Genomic DNA, 16,556 nt, shown 5'->3' on the forward strand with positions numbered 1-16,556 from the left:
AGCCCGCGACGCGCCGTCGCGCGGCCTAGCCACCGGAGATGCTCAAATGCCCGACCCAAACGAAGGACTCCCGCCCCGCTACCTCAGAACCCCGGAAGCCGCCCGATTTCTCGGCCTGTCTGGCCGTACGCTGGAAAAACACCGCACATACGGGACCGGCCCGCGCTATTCGAAAATCGGCGGGCGCGTCGTCTATGCGGTCGACGATCTGCAGGCCTGGGTCACGAGGGGCGAGAAGACCTCGACCTCGGACGAGACCGAAGATCGCGTTCTGCCTGCCAAACGCCATGCCGCCGTTTCGCCGGCCTATCTGCGGCGGGGGCGCTGAGCCGATGCAGACATTTGTCCACCTCGCCTGGATCGAAGGGCGTATCGAGCGCTGGATCCGTTTCGGTCGGAAGGCCGAGGAAACCATCCTGACGCACACGGAAAAGCGCGTGGCCTTCGCCCCCGGCGCAATCTTCGCGCTCGTCCGCTGGTCGTCGAACGACCACGGCACCGTTGAAAGCCGGATCGACATTCTGCGCGCCGTCGATGCAGGCGAGCCCTGCTCCACGGTGCCCTGCGTTACGCCCGGTGGCGAGATTTTGCTGCGCCTCTCCGGCTGGCCCAAGGTCGAGGCTGCGCTTCGGTCCATCGACATCGTGGAAAGCTATGGCATCGCGCCCGAAGATGTCTGCCCCGACCATTGGCGGCACGTTCACAACCGCCTGACCGCTGCATTGGAGCCCCGGCCCTACACCCCTGCCCGGCATGCCGCCTGGCTCAAGCGTCGCATGGTGACGACATGAGCGCGGCGGCCCCTCCCCTCCTCGCGGCCGGTTTGTCCCTCGGTTTGCTCTCAGTCGCACAGATCGACCGCACACCGCGTCTGATCTGGAATGCCTCAGCAAGCGTGCCGGTCGGACTTTACGTTGTTCGAGCGTCACATGCGCCATCGCTGGGCGAACTCGTTGCCGTGCGCCTGCCGGAAGACCTGTCATCCTGGGTAGTTGAGCACGGCTATGTCGGTGCGGATACCTTGCTGTTGAAACACATCGCGGCCATCTCGGGCATGACGGTTTGTCGGAACAATCTCGAGATCACCATCGACGGCAGAGTAGTTGCCGATGCAGCATCCGCTGACCAACAGAGCCGCCCACTTCCCCGTTGGACAGGATGTGTCAAGCTAGAGTCGGGCGAGGTTTTTCTGCTCATCGCCGGTGTCGCAGACAGCCTCGATGGGCGGTATTTCGGCCCGTTGTCAGCGGACACAATCGTCGGTCACGCCATCCCTCTTTGGACATATGGAGGGGCTGAAGATGCGTAGTCTTGAACGCGGCCACAGCCGTCGGAACGCGACCGTTACTACGGCGCTTGTACTGATCCTCTGCATGCCGATCACCGTGGCACCGTCCGCCGTGATCGCTCAGGACCGCAGTGATCCAGCATCTGTTCAGCAACCCATCGACATCCATATCGCAGAAGCCGCGCGCAGGTTCGGCATCCCGAAGCCCTGGATCCGTGCCGTCATGGAAGTCGAGAGTGCGGGCAATCCGCGCGCGGTGAGCCACGCGGGCGCCATGGGACTCATGCAGATCATGCCCGGCACCTGGGCCGAATTGCGCGCAGCCCACCGGCTTGGCGATGACCCCTTCGATCCACGCGACAACATTCTGGCCGGTGCCGCCTATCTACGACAGATGTACGACCGGTTCGGGTCGCCCGGATTTCTAGCGGCCTACAATGCCGGGCCTGCGCGCTACCAAGAGCACCTTGATACCGGTCGTGCCTTGCCGCGTGAAACCCGCAATTACCTTGCCATCCTCGCGCCAGTCATCGCCGATGGAACCGACGTCGCGCGGGCAGTCAGCCGCCCGCACAGGACACAGGACTGGCGCGCTGCCCCGCTGTTCGCGGCAACGGCTGAGGCGGGTTACCCCCCCGGCGATGAAACCCAACAGATTGCATCTGACGTGTCTCAGAACGGCATCTTCGTGCCTCTCAGCCTAGGACGAACGCCATGATCCGCGAAATCGCACCATGGCGAGGTCTGGAAAGCCCGGTCGCAGGAATGGGCCGGAGAAGGTCGACGCGCAGGGTCTCAACAGAAAGAGGGCCTCGTAATCGGGCCAGTGCCTCGTTCCGCTCGAATCGAGAGTGGCTTCGGGCGACTGATTCAGACGCAATGGGCTTCGAGACAACATCGAAGCGAAAGGAGTCTGATCCCATGAACCCCATCCCCACGACCTACGCCGGACTGGATGTCTCGCTCGACGACACGCATATCTGCATCGTCGACGAGCACGGTGCCCTCCTGTCGGAAACCCGCGTTCCGACCGATCCGGAGGCCGTCCATAACGCGCTCAAAGGCGCACCCGGTCAGCTGAAGCGCATCGGCCTGGAGGCGTCGTCCTTGAGCCTCTGGCTGCAGTCCGAACTGTCGGCCGCGGGCCATCCGGCGATCATCATCGAAGCGCGACATGCGCATGCCACGATGCAGGCGCAACGCAACAAGACCGACCGCAACGATGCCCGCGCGCTCGCCCAGATCATGCGCACCGGATGGTTCCGCGCGGTACACGCGAAGAGACCGGAGAGCCGCCGCCTGCGCATGCTTCTCGCCAACCGGCGGCTGCTGAAACGCAAGCTGATCGACATGGAGAACCACATTCGCGGCACCCTGCGACCGCTTGGCCTGCTCGTCGGCCAAGTGTCGCGCGGCCGTTTCGAGGTGCGCGTACGGGAGCTGATCTGCGACGCGCCCGCGGACATCACGGCGTTCCTCGAGACCCTGCTGGTGGTGCGCGGGCGGCTGCTCGACGGCTACGGCGAGCTGCATCGCCTCGTGCTCGCCATCGTGCGGACCGACCCGCTCTGCCGCCGCTTCATGACCGTGCCCGGCGTCGGGCCGATCGCCGCGCTGTCCTTCCGCGCCGCGATCGACGATCCGCACCGCTTCCGCCGCACGCGGGACGTCGCGGCCTATCTCGGCCTGACGCCGCGACGCTGGCAGTCGGGCAGCATCGACCGCACGGGCAGCATCTCCAAACACGGCGACCGGGAGGTGCGCACGGCGCTCTGCGAAGCCGCGGCGGGCCTGCTGCTGAGAACGCGCAAATGGACCGCGATCCGGGCCTGGGGCCTGCGGCTCGCCAAGCGCACCAGCATGCTCAACGCAATCACCGCGGTGGCCCGCAAGTACGCCGTCATCCTGCTGAAGATGTGGCGCGACAGCGCGGCCTACCGACCGGGGCTCGGCGCGAAAGTGACCGAGAAAATGCGGCTTCCCGGACCGCAAACGGCCTGACCGGCACCCGACGGAAAGCAGGGAAACGACAAGGAGACCGACCGACTTGCCCCACCGATCCGACATCAGGTTCTCGGGATCCGCGCGCGCGGAGGGTGCTGCGAGCTGCAGTGCCGGGACCGGGTCTGTCCGCTATCTCGCCTGCGCCGGCCCAGTTCGGTCGAGCGCGCATGAAGCGCCTGGACGGCCCGGTCCGCGATCAGTTCGAAAGCGTGGACCGGCTTCGCAGCACCGCGAAGGCCGAGTCCGTAGGAGCGCAGGGATCGTCTTGCTGTGCGAATGCCGGCAAAGCGCGTATGATGGAAAGAGCATCGCAGGATCGCGGGCAGGATCGAGCTATGGCGTGCCTCTGCGCCGGTTTGAAAAGTGCTTGAATCCCAATGCGTTGAACACCCGATTAGGAGCGCGAGATAAAAGAGGTGCCGCAAGCGGACCTCAAGCTGTTGTTTCTCTGCGAGGATTTGCGCGGCACATCCAAGCTGCATGCCGCAGGACTTCAACTAGAGATATGATTTATAGACCCTTTTCATGCGGCAGCTGGTCCTACGCACGAGTGCGGCCATGACCCGGCGCGACAATGACCTGCGCATCCGCCCCGGGCGTATCCGCGACGGCGGCAAGACCTCGAAGCAACCCACACGCTTCGTCAACGAGGTGATGCGTGCCGCGCGGAAATCCGGACATACCGGCTATCGTATCGGCGCGGGCAGCACGCGTTCCGGCAACACCTCTTTCGGGCGCGGACGGTTTGCCCGAACCGCCAAAGGTCTGACCCGCACCTCTCGGCGCGTCGTCGTGAAGGCTCGCATCGTACGGCACCAGGGCAAGCGCTTTCGCTCCGCGCCCATGGCCAAGCATCTCGGCTACCTGCAGCGCGATGGCGTCGGTCAGGACGGGCGCGACGCCGACTTGTTCGGGCCTGAACGCGATGACCTCAACCGGGGCGGATTTGCGGCGCGCTGCGAAGACGACCGGCATCATTTCCGGTTTATCATCTCGCCGGAGGACGCGGGCGATCTCGAGGATCTGCGCGCCTTCACCCGGGATCTGATGGCCCGTGCCGAACGGGATCTCGGCACAACACTCGACTGGGTCGCGGTCGATCACTGGAACACCGACAATCCGCATGTCCACATTCTGGTGCGCGGCAAAGCTGACGATGGCCGCGATCTCGTCATCTCGCGTGACTACATCAGCCGGGGGCTCCGGGCGCGCGCAGAAGACCTCGTGCAACTGGAATTGGGACCCCGCAGCGAGCGCGAGATTTCCCAAGCGCTCGAAACGCAGGTCACGGCGGAGCGCTGGACCGATCTCGACCGCGGCCTGCGATCCCTGGCGGACGATCACGCCGGCATCGCCGACCTGCGGCGCAGAACGCCGGAATCCCGCGATCCAGAGCTCCGCCGCTTGATGATCGGGCGTGCCCAGGCACTGGAGAGGCTCGGGCTGGCCGAACAAATCGCCCCTGCCGTCTGGGAGTTGAAACCGAATGCCGAAGACACTTTGCGCGAGCTCGGGATGCGCGGCGACATCATCAAGAGGATGCACCGAGCCATGGGTGCCAAGCGCCACCGCGCGGCGGGGGATTTCGCCATCGAAGGCACGCCCACCGCGCCGATCCTCGGGCGGCTCATGGAACGCGGCTTTCATGACGACCACGCCGGGACCGGCTACGCGATCATCGACGGCGTTGATGGTCGCGTTCATCACCTGCGCTTCCGGGATCTCGATGCGACCGGCGACACGCCGCAAGGTGGCATTGTCGAAACCCGCCTCTGGACAGGGAAGACGGACGGGACACCGCGATTGTCTCTTGTCGGTCGTTCTGATCTCTCGCTTGCCGCGCAGATCGAGGCCGATGGCGCAACCTGGCTCGACCGCCTGCATCTTGCCCATGACCGCGCGCCGCTGAGCGGTGCCGGATTTGGCGCAGAGGTTCGCCAAGCCTTGGACCGGCGCGCAGATCACCTTGTCGCCGAAGGCCTCGCCCGACGGCAAGGTCAGCGGGTCACCTTTGCCCGCGATCTGCTGGCCAACCTGCGCAACCGCGAACTTGACGCCATCGCCCAAGACCTCAGCACACAAACCGGCCTCCCCCGTTACAAGCCGACCGAGGGCGAGCCCGTCGCGGGGACGTTTCGCCAACGTCTCGATCTCGCCTCTGGCCGCTTCGCCATGATCGACGATGGCCTCGGATTCTCGCTCGTCCCCTGGACCCCGCAACTCGAACGCCATCTCGGCCAGACCGTCACGGGCACGATGACGCCCGGCGGCGGGATCGATTGGAGCCTCGGGCGCAAGCGCGGGCTGAGCCTCTGAGCAGAAAGGACATCACCATGAGCCGTCAGGACACGTCATCGGACACCAAGATCCTCTGGGGCCAGATCCTCATCGTCAGCATCGTAGCGCTGCTCTTCGTCTGGGCAGCGACGCAGTGGGTCGCGTTTCGTCTGGGGTTCCAGCCCCAGCTTGGCGCGCCTCTCACCGCCCTGTTCGGCCTGCCGATCTACCGCCCGTGGCAGGTCTTCACCTGGTGGTACTGGTACGACGCCTACGCGCCCCGCGTCTTCATGGAAGGAGCCGCAATCGCCGGCGCAGGCGGGATCGCCGCCATTGCCGTCGCGATCTTACTGTCCGTCTTGCGGGCGCGTGAGGCGAGCGACGTGACCACCTATGGCTCTGCCAGATGGGCAAGCCCCAAGGATATCACCGCCGCTGGGCTGTTCGCAGACGACGGGGTCGTGCTGGGCCGTCTCGAAAAGCACTACCTCCAGCATGACGGACCGGAACATGTGCTATGCTTCGCGCCCACCCGCTCCGGCAAGGGCGTCGGCCTGGTGATCCCAAGCCTGCTGACATGGCCCGGCTCCGCCATCGTCCATGACATCAAGGGCGAGAACTGGCAGCTGACGTCCGGATGGCGGGCGCGGTTCGGACGTGTCCTGCTCTTCGATCCGACCAATGCGGCCAGCGCCGCCTACAATCCGCTGCTCGAGGTCCGCCGCGGCGAGCGCGAGGTGCGGGACGTGCAAAACATCGCGGATATCCTCGTCGATCCCGAAGGCCAGCTCGAGCGGCGGAACCATTGGGAGAAGACCAGCCATTCCCTTTTGGTCGGCGCGATCCTGCATGTTCTCTATGCCGAGAAGGACAAGACACTGGCAGGCGTCGCCGCCTTCCTGTCTGATCCGCGGCGTCCCATCGCCGCCACACTGACTGCAATGATGCGGACTGCCCATCTCGGAGATCGCCCGCATCCTGTTGTCGCCCAGGCCGCCCGGGAACTGCTGAACAAGTCCGAGAACGAACGCTCCGGTGTTCTCTCCACGGCCATGTCCTTCCTCAGTCTCTACCGCGACCCCGTGATCGCCGCCGTGACCCGGCGCTGCGACTGGCGGATCGATGATCTCGTCTCGGATGCGCGGCCGCTCACCCTCTACCTCGTGGTGCCGCCATCGGATATTTCCCGCACGAAACCGCTGGTCCGGCTGATCCTCAACCAGATCGGTCGTCGTCTGACCGAAGACCTGCACAACACCAACCGCAAGCACCGCCTGTTGTTCATGCTAGACGAATTCCCCGCCCTAGGGCGCCTAGACTTCTTTGAAAGCCAACTGGCCTTCATGGCGGGATACGGTCTCAAGGCCTTCCTGATCGCCCAGTCGCTGAACCAGATCGAAAAGGCCTATGGCCAGAACAACGCCATCCTGGACAACTGCCATGTCCGCGTCGCTTTCGCGACCAATGACGAGCGCACGGCGAAGCGCCTGTCAGACGCCCTCGGCACCACAACCGAACTGCGCGCGATGAAGAACTATGCCGGCCATCGTCTGTCGCCCTGGCTCGGGCATCTGATGGTCTCGCGCCAGGAAACCGCCCGCGCCTTGCTGACCCCCGGCGAAATCATGCAGCTGCCATCCGACGACGAAATCATCCTCGTATCGGGCGCGGCTCCGATCCGGGCGCAGAAAGTCCGGTACTTCCGCGATGCGCAACTGACGGCAAGGATCCAAAAGCCGCCTAGCGTAGGAGCATCTGCAGCAATCAGCACGGCGGGAACTGACGATTGGAGCTGTCTTCAGCCGATAGCGCCGCCTCGGGAAGCTGGCACGAACAAGCCCGCTGACGATGCAGATGGCGGCATCCGACGAGAGCCTGAGATCCCCGAACATGAGGATGTGGCGCCTGACTTGCCGTTCCCACGCGAGGAATTCGCCGCCCTCGAAGACGAATCTGACGACGAGGCCCAACGCGCCCGCGCCATGCAGACCCGCTTCCGCAACGTCGCGCGTCAAGCAGCCCTCGATCCCGACGACGGCATTGAACTGTGAGGTGACGACATGAAGAAAGCCAAGATCACCGCCTATATCGACGCAGCCCTCTTCGATGAAATCGACGAAATGGCCGCGCGGCGGCGCGTCCCCAAAACCCAAGTCATCGAGGCGGCCTTGGCGTCGTTCCTCTCACCCGACAGCGCCGAACAGAGCGAGGCCGCGATCGTCCGCAGGCTGGACCGCCTGACCCGATCGCTAGAGCGGCTGGAACGAGACCAAGAGATCACGACCGAGGCGCTGGCGCTGTTCGTCCGCTTCTGGTTAACGACGACACCCCCTTTGCCCGATGACACCCACGCGGCAGCCAAGGCGAAGGGCAAGGAGCGCTATGGCGGGTTCGTTCAGACGCTGGCCAAGCGACTGGCGAAGGGATCGAACCTCACAAAAGAGCTTTCACGCGACCTACCAGCATCAGCGGATTAGGGGGCAACCGTGCCGCCAGCTGTTTTTTGCGCGTGACGACGAAGTAAAGCAGTCGTTCAAGCGTCGGCTATCAACGTCGCTTGTGCGGGACGAGGACGAAACCGCTCTCGCGGTAGGGCGCTTGAAGCAGATGATGCGCTCTGATCTGGGCGGTGCGATTTGGTGAACTGACAGACCTGTCGGACGATTGGGACCTTCTCAATCTGATGACAGGAGGCTTCCATGTCCGATCAACACGTTCCCGCTCTGCGCCAGCGGTTTCTCGAAGATATGCGCATCAAGGGTTTGCAGCCGAAGACGCAGACCATGTACCTGCGGGCGATGCACGACTTCACCCGGTTCCTTGGCCGCTCGCCCGACACGGCGACGCCTTAGGATCTGCGGGCGTTCCAGCTGGATATGTCCGAGAAGGGCACCGGCTCCGCGACGTTCAACAACCGGCTGAGTGTCTTGGGCTTCTTCTTCTCGGTGACCTGCGCGCGCGAGGAGATGAAGCTCCATATGCGCTATCAGCGTCTGGTGAAGAAGATCCCGATGGTGCTCAGCGCCGAGGAGGTGACGCGCATTCTCGACGTCGCCCCCGGCCCCGGCCTCAAGTACCGGACCGCGTTCAGCGTCGCCTATGGCGGCGGGCTGCGGGCCAGCGAAGTGACCCATTTGCGTGTGCCCGATATCGACAGCGACCGGATGCTGATCCGCGTCGACCAGGGCAAGGGCCGCAAGGACCGGCACGTGATGCTGTCGCCGAGCCTGCTTGAACTCCTGCGCGACTATTACCGCTAGGCCCCGCCCGCGGGCTGGCTGTTCCCGGGACGCAATCGGATCGACCCGATCTCGACGCGGCAGTTCAACCGGGCCTTTGGGGCGGCCTGTGACTTCGCCGAGATCAAGAAGAAGGGCTCACCCCACACGTTGCGGCACAGCTTCGCTACCCATCTTCTGGAGGGCGGGACCGACATCCGGGTGATCCAGGTTCTGCTGGGCCACGCCAAACTCGAGACCACGACGATCTACACCAAGGTGGCGACCAAGACGATCCAGAGTGTGACCAGCCCGCTCGATCTGCTGGTGCGACGGGAGGCCGGTTCCGGTTAAGCCCGGCTTCCGTGTCTCGTCCCAGACTGGAGGTCGCGGATATATTCCGCGCCCATGGGTCTGCCTATCGTCGCACGAATGCCGGGCATCTGAACCTGCCGCAGTTGAAGGTAATGTCCGCGATCGAGTGCTGCCGCACCGCGGCGCTCGGCGGCCATGTCGCGGCCTGCACCAAATGCAGCCACCAGCACATCGCCTACAACTCGTGCCGCAACCGGCACTGCCCGAAGTGCCAAGGCGTGGCGTCACGGGACTGGATGGCCGCGCGCATCGAGGACCTGTTGCCGGTCGAGTATTTCCACGCGGTCTTCACCCTGCCGGCGCAGATCGCCGACATCGCGTTCCAGAACAAGGCGGCGGTCTATGGTCTGCTGTTCAAGGCATCCGCGGAGACGCTTCTGACCATCGCCGCCGATGCCAAGCATCTCGGCGCCCGGATCGGCTTGACCAGCGTGCTGCACACATGGGGCTCAGCAATGACCCATCACCCGCACGCCCATGTCATCGTGCCGGGTGGTGGGCTGTCACCGGACGGCACCCGGTGGATTGCCTGCCGCCCGGGGTTCTTGTTGCCGGTAAAGGTCCTGTCGCGGCTTTTCCGTCGCCTGTTCCTCGAAGGGCTGGCCAGGCTGCACAAGGCGGGGAAACTGACGTTCTTCGGAACTCTGTCGGAATTAGCCGACCCCGACATCTTCGCGGCCCATCTCGCGCCGCTGCGCAAGGCCGACTGGGTCGTTTATGCCAAACCTCCCTTCGGCGGACCGGAGGCGGTCCTGGCCTATCTCAGCCGCTACACCCATCGTGTCGCGGTTTCTAACCACCGCCTCATCAGCGCGGATGCCGACACCGTGGCCTTTCGGTGGAAAGACTATCGGATCAAGCGCGGGGACCGGATGAAGGTCATGCGCCTGCCCACGTCTGAGTTCATCCGCCGGTTCCTCACACATGTCCTGCCGTCCGGCTTCCACCGGATCCGGCGCGCAGGCTTCCTCGCCAACGGCATCCGCCGCGACAGGATCGAGAAGATCAGGCATCTGATCGATACGAAACCAGAGCCGGATCAGACGACCGGCGAAGACGGGCGCACCGATGCCGATGCGCGAGACCCGCGCCAGACATGCCCCAAATGCGGTGGTGCGATGATCGTCATCGAGACCTGCACCCGCGGCCAGACCCCGAAATCTCGCGCACCACCATGGGAGGATGCCGTATGATCCACCCCTCATACCCGGCCCTGCGATCCCGAGGCGTCGGACCCAACAGTGTGGCCGAACCGTCAAAACCTGCGCCGCAGCGGGTCCGCAGCGGCTGGAGTACAGACCGATCGGCGACACCGAACCGGAGAGATCGACGGGCCTTCGCTGACCGCCGTCGCAGGCTTGGCAACTCAATGCATCGACCGCCCAAGCCCTAAGGTCCAATCCCCATAGCACCGACTTCCGCCCGCGCTTTCCTCCTTGTCAGGTTTATCGCCGCTGAATGGCGAGCATCCAGCAGCCACAAACCTTAGACAAAGCGGCCATTGCGCCTTGCGCGCGCGATCTCTGCTTCGCGTTTCATTCCCCGCGCGCGGGCGCTTCTATTCCCCCCAAGCGGTAATCTCGTGCCCGCCGTAGAGCATCTTGCGGACCTCCGGAGAGACGAGTGAAGAGGTGAACCCGGGCACCGGCGCGCTGACCTCGTTCAGCCGGCGCATTTGGTCGTCGTTAAGGCTGATGCTGGCCGCCGATAGGTTTCCGGTCAGCTGCGCCACCGTCCGCGCGCCGACGAGGGTCGAGGCGACGCCCGGCCGCGACATCGCCCAGGCAAGCGCCGCCTGTGCCGGTTCGCAGTCAAGTTCGACCGCGACTTCCCGAAGCGTGTCGAGGATTGTCCAGTTGCGATCCGTGAACTTGCTATCGCCGAACGGGTTGGCGCCGCTGAGCCGGCCGGTGTCAACGGTGTCGTCCCGGTTGTACTTCCCCGTCAGGAACCCACCGGCCAGCGGGCTCCAGGGCATGACACCCATTCCGCCCTCCTGCGCGGCAGGGAAATGCTCGGCCTCGACCTCGCGCGCGACCAGCGAATACTCGAGCTGCATCGCGATCGGGCCCGGCACCCGGCGCTCGGCGGCAATCGTCGCGGCCTTCATCGCGACCCACGCCGGCATGTCGGAGAATGCGTAGTGTCGGATCTTGCCGGCGCGCACGAGGTCGCCCAGGGTCTGCACGATCTCCTCGACCGGCGTGACGCCATCCCAGATGTGCATCCAGTAGAGGTCGACGTAGTCGGTGCCGAGCCTCCTCAATGATGCGTCCAGCGCGCGATGGATGTTCTTCGATCCCGCACCGCCTGCATGGGGATTGGCCCCGCCTCCCTGCGTGGCGGTCAGCGGGCTGCTGGACCCGTTGAAGCCGAACTTCGTCGCCAGAACGATGTCGTCGCGCGATCCGGTTTCGCGGATGAACTTGCCCACCAGTTCTTCGCTGACACCGCCCGAATAAATGTCGGCCGTATCGACGAAATTGCCGCCCGCCTCGCGGTAGGCATGGAAGATCTCTCGCGAGGCCGCCTCGTCGGCATTCCAGCCGCCAGGGCCGAAGGTCATCGTGCCGAGAGCGAGGGGGCTGACCACCAGACCGGACCGGCCGAGGGCGCGGAAATTCGTGAGGGACATGGGTAATTCCTAAATTTCATATCGAACGTTAGGTATTACATGCAGGCCTTGATCGGTGAGATCAACCACTTTAATAACGATTGCTATGGAAAAGACTTCCGCACCTGGCCGCAAGACCGGCCGCCCTCTGTCCTTCGATCGCGACGAAGCGCTCGAAAAGGCGATGCTCACATTCTGGGAAAGCGGCTACGAGACGACTTCGATCAGCGACCTGACCGCCGCGATGGGCGTGACGGCTCCCAGCATCTACGCGGCATTCGGCGACAAGAAGCGATTGTTCCTCGAAGCGCTGCGACGCTACGCGGGCGACCCGGGTGATCTGGAGAACGCCATGGAACTCGCGCCGACCGCGCGGGATGCTGTAGCCAATATGCTCGAGAATGCGGCGCGGCTCTTCACCGGCGATGCTACCCCACGGGGATGCCTGCTCGCCAGTGCCGCGGCCACAGGATCGAAGGCTGCCGCCGACGTTCGGGACGCGGCGGCGAAGGAACGGCGCATCATCCGGGCGATCATCGTCAAACGGATCGAGGTCGACATCGAGCGAGGACCCCTGCCAGACGCGACGCGAACGGAGGCGCTCGCCGACCTTGCCCTTGCAGTGACGCAGGGCATGTCAGTCCTTGCCCGGGACGGTGCCGATCGGGAAACCCTGCTGGAGGTCGCGCGTGCGTCGATGGTGGGATGGCCCCAGCCGAAGGCTTGAGGACTGAAGCGTCGAGAAGCCGACATAAGTTTCCATCGCAGCGTCAATCAAAAAGGGCTCTCCCGCACCTTCGTCGCGGTCTGCACGAACGGCTGGTCTGGTGCATGCCCCTTTCGCTGCATCGTATTCGAATCCAACAGATGCGTAAGCGTCCGGCGTCGCTGCACTGCCTCGCGTAGAGGGTGATCGATAGTGTCCACCATGGATAGTGGACACTGTGGGGTCTTTATGGCGCGTCGGACGAAGCGGCTTTGGACGGACGAGGAGAAGCGGTCGATCTGTGTGCAGACGAAGGCGCCTGATGTCTCGGTCGCGCAGGTGGCTCGTCGCTATTCGATGAACGCCAACCTGATCTTCACGTGGCTTCGCGACCCGCGCTATGCGCCGGATGCTTCGGCAGACCCGTATGCGGCCTGTTTCCTTCCCTTCGAGATCGTCGATCGGCCCATGCACGACGACGACAGAGCCGCCGCCGGTCCGGTGCCTTCAGCGGGCACGATCGAGATCGATATAGCGGGTGGTCACCGGCCGCGGATCAGCGGAGCCTACGATCCCGAGGCGCTGGCCCGGCTGATCCGGGGCTTGTCCGGATGATCCCTGTCCCGGCGAACACCCGCGTGTGGCTGGCGGCGGGCGTGACGGACATGCGGCGCGGGTTCACCACGCTGGCGGCCCAGGCGGAGACAGTGCTGAAGCAGGACCCGTTCGCCGGGCACATGTTTGTCTTCCGCGGTCGGCGCGGTGACCTGATCAAGATCATCTGGTGGGACGGCCAGGGCGCATGGGCGAGGATGTGACCGAAGAGCTCGAGTATGTGCCCGGACGGTTCATCGTGAACCGAACCGTCCGTCCCCGCCTGGCCTGTTCCGGCTGCGAGGCCTTCACACAGGCTCCCCTGCCATCCCGCCCGATCGAGCGCGGCCGCCCCGGACCCGGCCTGCTGGCACATGTCCTGGTCTCCAAATACGCCGACCATCTGCCGCTCTATCGCCAGAGCCAGATCTTTGAGCGCGAGGGGCTCGACCTCGACCGCTCGACGTTGGCCGACTGGGTTGGCAAGTCCACTGCGCTGCTGGAACCGCTCGCCGATGCCATCGGGCGGCATGTGCTGGCCGGACAGGCGATCTTCGCGGACGACACTCCGGTGAAGATGCTGGCGCCCGACACCGGTAAGACCGCAACGGCGCGGCTATGGACCTACGGGCGCGACGAGCGGCCCTGGGGTGGCGGTGCCCCGCCCGCCAGCTGGTATCGGGTCTCGCCTGACCGGAAGGGCCAGCACCCGAAGGATCATCTCGCAGGTTACCGAGGCTGGATGCACGCCGATGGCTACGCCGGGTTCGAGGACATCTACCGGTCCAGCGACATCCACGAGGTCGCCTGCATGGCTCATGTCCGTCGCAAGTTCGTCGACGTCCACAGGGCTCAAGGGTCGGCCATCGCCGACGAGGCCATCCGGCGCATCGCACAGCTTTATGCCATCGAGAAAGAGGCGCGAGGATCGCCGCCGGACCGGCGTGTCGAGATCCGCCAAGCGAAAGGCGCGCCAATCTTCGACGGGTTGGAAAGCTGGATGCACGCCCAACTGCCGACGATCACCGGCAAGTCGCCGCTGGCCATGGCGATACGATATGGCCTGACGCGCATGAAGCGGCTTCGGCCCTATCTCGATCACGGCTTCCTCGAACTGGACAACAACACGGCCGAGCGCGCCATGCGATCGGTGGCCATCGGACGCAAGAACTACCTGTTCGTCGGATCGCAGACCGGCGGCCGCTCCGCCGCCATCGCCTACACCCCGATCGAGACCGCCAAGTTGAATGGTGTGGACCCGCAGGGATGGCTCGTCGATACGCTGGCCTGCATCCCAGACTACAAGATCACCCGCGTGGATGATCTTCTGCCGTGGAACTGGTCAAACCACGCTGCCTGACCGGACGCTTACACAGATGCGGACATAACGCCCCTTCGGTGTACTATGCCCGGAGCTCTTTCGCCTGGCGCACGAGATGCAGACCTTCGACCGGACGCTGGGCTTAAAACCGATCTTCCACGAGCCCGTGTCGCTACGCGACGTTCTACCACACAGTGTTGATCGAATCAGGCAGGCTTCTCGCGGGTGGGGCCCCGAGTGTCAGGATGCCCCGCGATGGAGGACAGCATGGATCAGCCCAACATCATCGAGCTCGCGAAGACCATCTTCGAGGGACAGCCTTTCAGCCGGCACATCGGCGCGGAGCTGGCCGAAATCACGGAGACGCGCTCTGTCATCGAGGTAGCCCTTCGCGACGACCTCCGCCAGCAGCATGGCCATGCCCACGGAGGCGTTCTGTCATATCTTGCCGACAACGCCATCACTTTTGCCGGCGGCGTGGCGCTCCGGGGAGACGCACTGACCTCCGAGTTCAAGATCAACTACCTCAAGCCAGGCGCCGGGCCGCTCCTGCGCGCCGTGGCCGAACCGCTCTCGGTCTCCGGCAGGCAGGCGGTCTGCCAGTGCCGCATCCTTTCTGTCGATGGCGATGAGGAGACACTTGCCGCCGTTGCACAGGGCACAGTGGTGCGCGCGTCCGGCAGCAAGTCCTGAGATCATGCGTTCATTATGGAGGACATCATGCGACATCAGGAACAGGTCAAAGTGTTTATGGATGCCGACATGATAGGTCGTCATTTCAACTATTGCATCATGGGTTATGCCTGCCTCAGCCAGCACCGCGCCGATCTTGTTGAAGGCGCTCCTAAATTGATCCTCCGCATTTTCAGGCATTGAGCCATCTGCAAGGCTTCCTGTCACGCCAGTCAGGAACACATGATCGCCAGATATAATTCCCGGCGAAACTTTGACCTGCGTAGCCTGTTCCTTGGAGCCAGGCGGAAAGAGTGCAATTTTCGTCATCAGATATCCTCAAATTGTCACATACAGACTCGCATCAAATCGACCTGGTATTCAACGGTCTGTTCTATGCACGCCAATCACCCAAAGCCGTTCCAAAAACCCTCGATTCCGTCCCGAACAGAAACGCTTGAGTTTTGTCCGTGGCGACAAACACGAGTGAGCCCATCTTGACTGATGCTACAGAGATTTGGAAAGCATGAGAGTGTCATCCCCTTCTGGCCGGAAGCCGCAACTTTCGTAAAATGACCGGGCCGTGATGGTGCTTTCCAGACGACAGGACTGGACGCCCCAAGACCTTAACACTTCTTCTAAGGTGGCGAGGATAGCTTTGCTCACCCCGCCAAAACGTGCTCCCGGATGTACGTAGTTCAACAAGATGTCGCCGCTTAGAGTGGCCATACCGATACCGATGACCTTTCTATTTCGTTCGGCCACCAGTACGATCGCGTCATCCCGCTTGATCCACTTGTGCCAAGCCTCGACAGTCTTATTGCCTAGCCAGCCTTCGACTTCTGTCGGATCATTCTGGTGATCTGAAACGCATAGTTCGGTGATCGAGCGACACAGAGTACAAATGGCCCCTGGGGCATCAGCCTCGGTCGCTTGCCTGACCTGAATCGTCATCCCACCCTCTTTTCTGTGATAAATATACAAAGGTCCAGTTTACCTGCAATGGCAACAAGGGCACGAATAACCGCCGGTCGTGTGGCAGTTGGCGTGCTGCGCCGCCGCAAGGCAGCTTGGAGCCCAGATTGCCGGATGCTCCACTGGGAACCAACGTCTGCTAGAATGATTAGGTATTGAAGCCTCAGTCACGACAAGAAAAATGCAACCAACAATCATTCGCCGACATATTTCAGACTGGGGCACGACCTAAGGTCCGGCTGGCGAAGGGCCTTTTCCCAGCATCATGATCCTTCATGGCTCTGAAGGCGGCATGTCAGGATGGTCTCATCGAACGGCGGCGATCCTCGCAGCAAATGGATTTCTTTGTTACCCCCCACAGATACTCTACCGGCGATAACGGGTGGAATGCAGGCCAGATCGAAGATGTTGAGATAGTGACCTGCCCCTTTTTTCAGGGCCACTCGTAAGTCGAGCCTGTTCTCCTTTTGGGTGCCATCATTCGGCGGCGTGAGCAATGGGCGCAGGCGCGG

17 protein-coding genes and 4 pseudogenes are annotated in these 16,556 nt (G+C 63.5%); 17 read left to right on the forward strand and 4 right to left on the reverse strand.

The genetic code is table 11. From position 1 onward, the window contains the following. Positions 1-46: 46 nt before the first annotated feature. The 11 genes and pseudogenes from BM171_RS17570 to BM171_RS17615 all read left to right on the forward strand — a co-directional run bounded on the left by BM171_RS17570 (position 47) and on the right by BM171_RS17615 (position 10,355). The gene (locus BM171_RS17570) at positions 47-328 is read left to right on the forward strand and encodes a helix-turn-helix transcriptional regulator (protein ID WP_021100692.1); all 282 of its coding nucleotides are present in this window, start codon (positions 47-49) and stop codon (positions 326-328) included. Positions 329-332: 4 nt separating this feature from the next. Beyond that, a complete protein-coding gene (locus tag BM171_RS17575; protein WP_093015610.1) occupies positions 333-791 on the forward strand; it encodes a DUF2840 domain-containing protein in 459 nt (152 codons plus the stop codon). Then, the gene (locus BM171_RS17580; RefSeq protein ID WP_093015613.1) at positions 788-1,309 is read left to right on the forward strand and encodes a S26 family signal peptidase; all 522 of its coding nucleotides are present in this window, start codon (positions 788-790) and stop codon (positions 1,307-1,309) included. The genes BM171_RS17575 and BM171_RS17580 overlap by 4 nt, the downstream gene beginning before the upstream one ends. 64 nt (positions 1,310-1,373) lie before the next feature. Then, positions 1,374-2,006: a lytic transglycosylase domain-containing protein gene (locus BM171_RS17585; protein WP_245760324.1), complete on the forward strand. Its 633-nt coding sequence runs from the start codon at positions 1,374-1,376 to the stop codon at positions 2,004-2,006. Between the two features lie 203 nt (positions 2,007-2,209). Further along, positions 2,210-3,289, forward strand: coding sequence for an IS110 family RNA-guided transposase (locus BM171_RS17590; protein WP_093015620.1), 1,080 nt, complete (start codon positions 2,210-2,212; stop codon positions 3,287-3,289). Positions 3,290-3,850: 561 nt separating this feature from the next. Continuing rightward, a complete protein-coding gene (locus BM171_RS17595) occupies positions 3,851-5,608 on the forward strand; it encodes a relaxase/mobilization nuclease domain-containing protein (RefSeq protein WP_093015623.1) in 1,758 nt (585 codons plus the stop codon). A 17-nt stretch (positions 5,609-5,625) separates the two neighbouring features. Then, a complete protein-coding gene (locus BM171_RS17600) occupies positions 5,626-7,620 on the forward strand; it encodes a conjugal transfer protein TraG (protein ID WP_175497621.1) in 1,995 nt (664 codons plus the stop codon). 9 nt (positions 7,621-7,629) lie between these two features. Further along, a complete protein-coding gene (locus BM171_RS17605) occupies positions 7,630-8,046 on the forward strand; it encodes a ribbon-helix-helix protein, CopG family (protein ID WP_093015626.1) in 417 nt (138 codons plus the stop codon). Positions 8,047-8,268: 222 nt separating this feature from the next. Beyond that, positions 8,269-8,421, forward strand: a complete 153-nt coding sequence (locus BM171_RS19285; RefSeq protein WP_245760325.1) for a phage integrase N-terminal SAM-like domain-containing protein — start codon at positions 8,269-8,271, stop codon at positions 8,419-8,421. 159 nt (positions 8,422-8,580) lie between these two features. Further along, a pseudogene (locus BM171_RS19290) lies at positions 8,581-9,141 on the forward strand (tyrosine-type recombinase/integrase). An 11-nt stretch (positions 9,142-9,152) separates the two neighbouring features. Further along, a complete protein-coding gene (locus BM171_RS17615; RefSeq protein WP_093015629.1) occupies positions 9,153-10,355 on the forward strand; it encodes an IS91 family transposase in 1,203 nt (400 codons plus the stop codon). Between the two features lie 365 nt (positions 10,356-10,720). Here BM171_RS17615 and BM171_RS17620 read toward each other — a convergent pair whose 3' ends face one another. Beyond that, positions 10,721-11,797: an aldo/keto reductase gene (locus BM171_RS17620; RefSeq protein ID WP_093015632.1), complete on the reverse strand. Its 1,077-nt coding sequence runs from the start codon at positions 11,795-11,797 to the stop codon at positions 10,721-10,723. Between the two features lie 85 nt (positions 11,798-11,882). Between BM171_RS17620 and BM171_RS17625 the strand changes: the two genes are divergently transcribed. The 6 genes and pseudogenes from BM171_RS17625 (at position 11,883) to BM171_RS19045 (ending at position 15,273) form a co-directional block, all read left to right on the forward strand. After that, positions 11,883-12,503 carry a TetR/AcrR family transcriptional regulator gene (locus BM171_RS17625; RefSeq protein WP_093015635.1) on the forward strand — a complete coding sequence of 207 codons (621 nt, stop codon included), beginning with the start codon at positions 11,883-11,885 and terminating at the stop codon, positions 12,501-12,503. A gap of 201 nt (positions 12,504-12,704) precedes the next feature. Continuing rightward, complete coding sequence (tnpA, locus tag BM171_RS17630) at positions 12,705-13,097, forward strand: IS66-like element accessory protein TnpA (RefSeq protein ID WP_245760326.1); 393 nt, start codon at positions 12,705-12,707, stop codon at positions 13,095-13,097. Next, positions 13,094-13,285, forward strand: a pseudogene (gene tnpB / locus BM171_RS17635) (IS66 family insertion sequence element accessory protein TnpB); the annotation flags it as partial. The gene tnpA and the pseudogene tnpB, both read left to right, overlap by 4 nt. A 2-nt stretch (positions 13,286-13,287) precedes the next feature. Then, positions 13,288-14,436, forward strand: a pseudogene (tnpC, locus tag BM171_RS17640) (IS66 family transposase); the annotation flags it as partial. 228 nt (positions 14,437-14,664) lie between these two features. Next, on the forward strand, positions 14,665-15,090 hold the full coding sequence (locus BM171_RS17645) for a PaaI family thioesterase (protein WP_217646755.1): 426 nt from the start codon (positions 14,665-14,667) through the stop codon (positions 15,088-15,090). A 27-nt stretch (positions 15,091-15,117) separates the two neighbouring features. Then, entirely contained in the window at positions 15,118-15,273 is a 156-nt protein-coding gene (locus BM171_RS19045) for a hypothetical protein (protein ID WP_175497619.1), read from the forward strand. Here BM171_RS19045 and BM171_RS19460 read toward each other — a convergent pair. From BM171_RS19460 to BM171_RS19135, 3 genes and pseudogenes are all read right to left on the reverse strand, one after another. Further along, positions 15,205-15,399 (reverse strand): annotated as a pseudogene (locus BM171_RS19460) (RidA family protein); the annotation flags it as partial. The gene BM171_RS19045 and the pseudogene BM171_RS19460 sit on opposite strands and share 69 nt — an antisense overlap. A gap of 177 nt (positions 15,400-15,576) precedes the next feature. Then, positions 15,577-16,023, reverse strand: coding sequence for a GNAT family N-acetyltransferase (locus BM171_RS17655; RefSeq protein ID WP_093015644.1), 447 nt, complete (start codon positions 16,021-16,023; stop codon positions 15,577-15,579). 284 nt (positions 16,024-16,307) lie between these two features. Next, a partial coding sequence (locus BM171_RS19135; protein ID WP_217646756.1) for a hypothetical protein occupies positions 16,308-16,556 on the reverse strand: 249 nt, incomplete at its 5' end.

Origin of the sequence: Roseivivax halotolerans, from assembly GCF_900115815.1 — a bacterium.
GTDB classification, from domain to species: domain Bacteria; phylum Pseudomonadota; class Alphaproteobacteria; order Rhodobacterales; family Rhodobacteraceae; genus Roseivivax; species Roseivivax halotolerans.

Coding starts and splice junctions, on each gene's coding strand:
- BM171_RS17600 (WP_175497621.1), top strand. CDS start 5,626: ATGAGCCGTCAGGACACGTCATCGGACACCAAGATCCTCTGGGGCCAG.
- BM171_RS17575 (WP_093015610.1), top strand. CDS start 333: ATGCAGACATTTGTCCACCTCGCCTGGATCGAAGGGCGTATCGAGCGC.
- tnpA (WP_245760326.1), top strand. CDS start 12,705: ATGGATAGTGGACACTGTGGGGTCTTTATGGCGCGTCGGACGAAGCGG.
- BM171_RS19045 (WP_175497619.1), top strand. CDS start 15,118: ATGCGACATCAGGAACAGGTCAAAGTGTTTATGGATGCCGACATGATA.
- BM171_RS17625 (WP_093015635.1), top strand. CDS start 11,883: ATGGAAAAGACTTCCGCACCTGGCCGCAAGACCGGCCGCCCTCTGTCC.
- BM171_RS17590 (WP_093015620.1), top strand. CDS start 2,210: ATGAACCCCATCCCCACGACCTACGCCGGACTGGATGTCTCGCTCGAC.
- BM171_RS17580 (WP_093015613.1), top strand. CDS start 788: ATGAGCGCGGCGGCCCCTCCCCTCCTCGCGGCCGGTTTGTCCCTCGGT.
- BM171_RS17645 (WP_217646755.1), top strand. CDS start 14,665: ATGGATCAGCCCAACATCATCGAGCTCGCGAAGACCATCTTCGAGGGA.
- BM171_RS17620 (WP_093015632.1), bottom strand. CDS start 11,797: ATGTCCCTCACGAATTTCCGCGCCCTCGGCCGGTCCGGTCTGGTGGTC.
- BM171_RS17655 (WP_093015644.1), bottom strand. CDS start 16,023: ATGACGATTCAGGTCAGGCAAGCGACCGAGGCTGATGCCCCAGGGGCC.
- BM171_RS19285 (WP_245760325.1), top strand. CDS start 8,269: ATGTCCGATCAACACGTTCCCGCTCTGCGCCAGCGGTTTCTCGAAGAT.
- BM171_RS17595 (WP_093015623.1), top strand. CDS start 3,851: ATGACCCGGCGCGACAATGACCTGCGCATCCGCCCCGGGCGTATCCGC.
- BM171_RS17570 (WP_021100692.1), top strand. CDS start 47: ATGCCCGACCCAAACGAAGGACTCCCGCCCCGCTACCTCAGAACCCCG.
- BM171_RS17605 (WP_093015626.1), top strand. CDS start 7,630: ATGAAGAAAGCCAAGATCACCGCCTATATCGACGCAGCCCTCTTCGAT.
- BM171_RS17585 (WP_245760324.1), top strand. CDS start 1,374: ATGCCGATCACCGTGGCACCGTCCGCCGTGATCGCTCAGGACCGCAGT.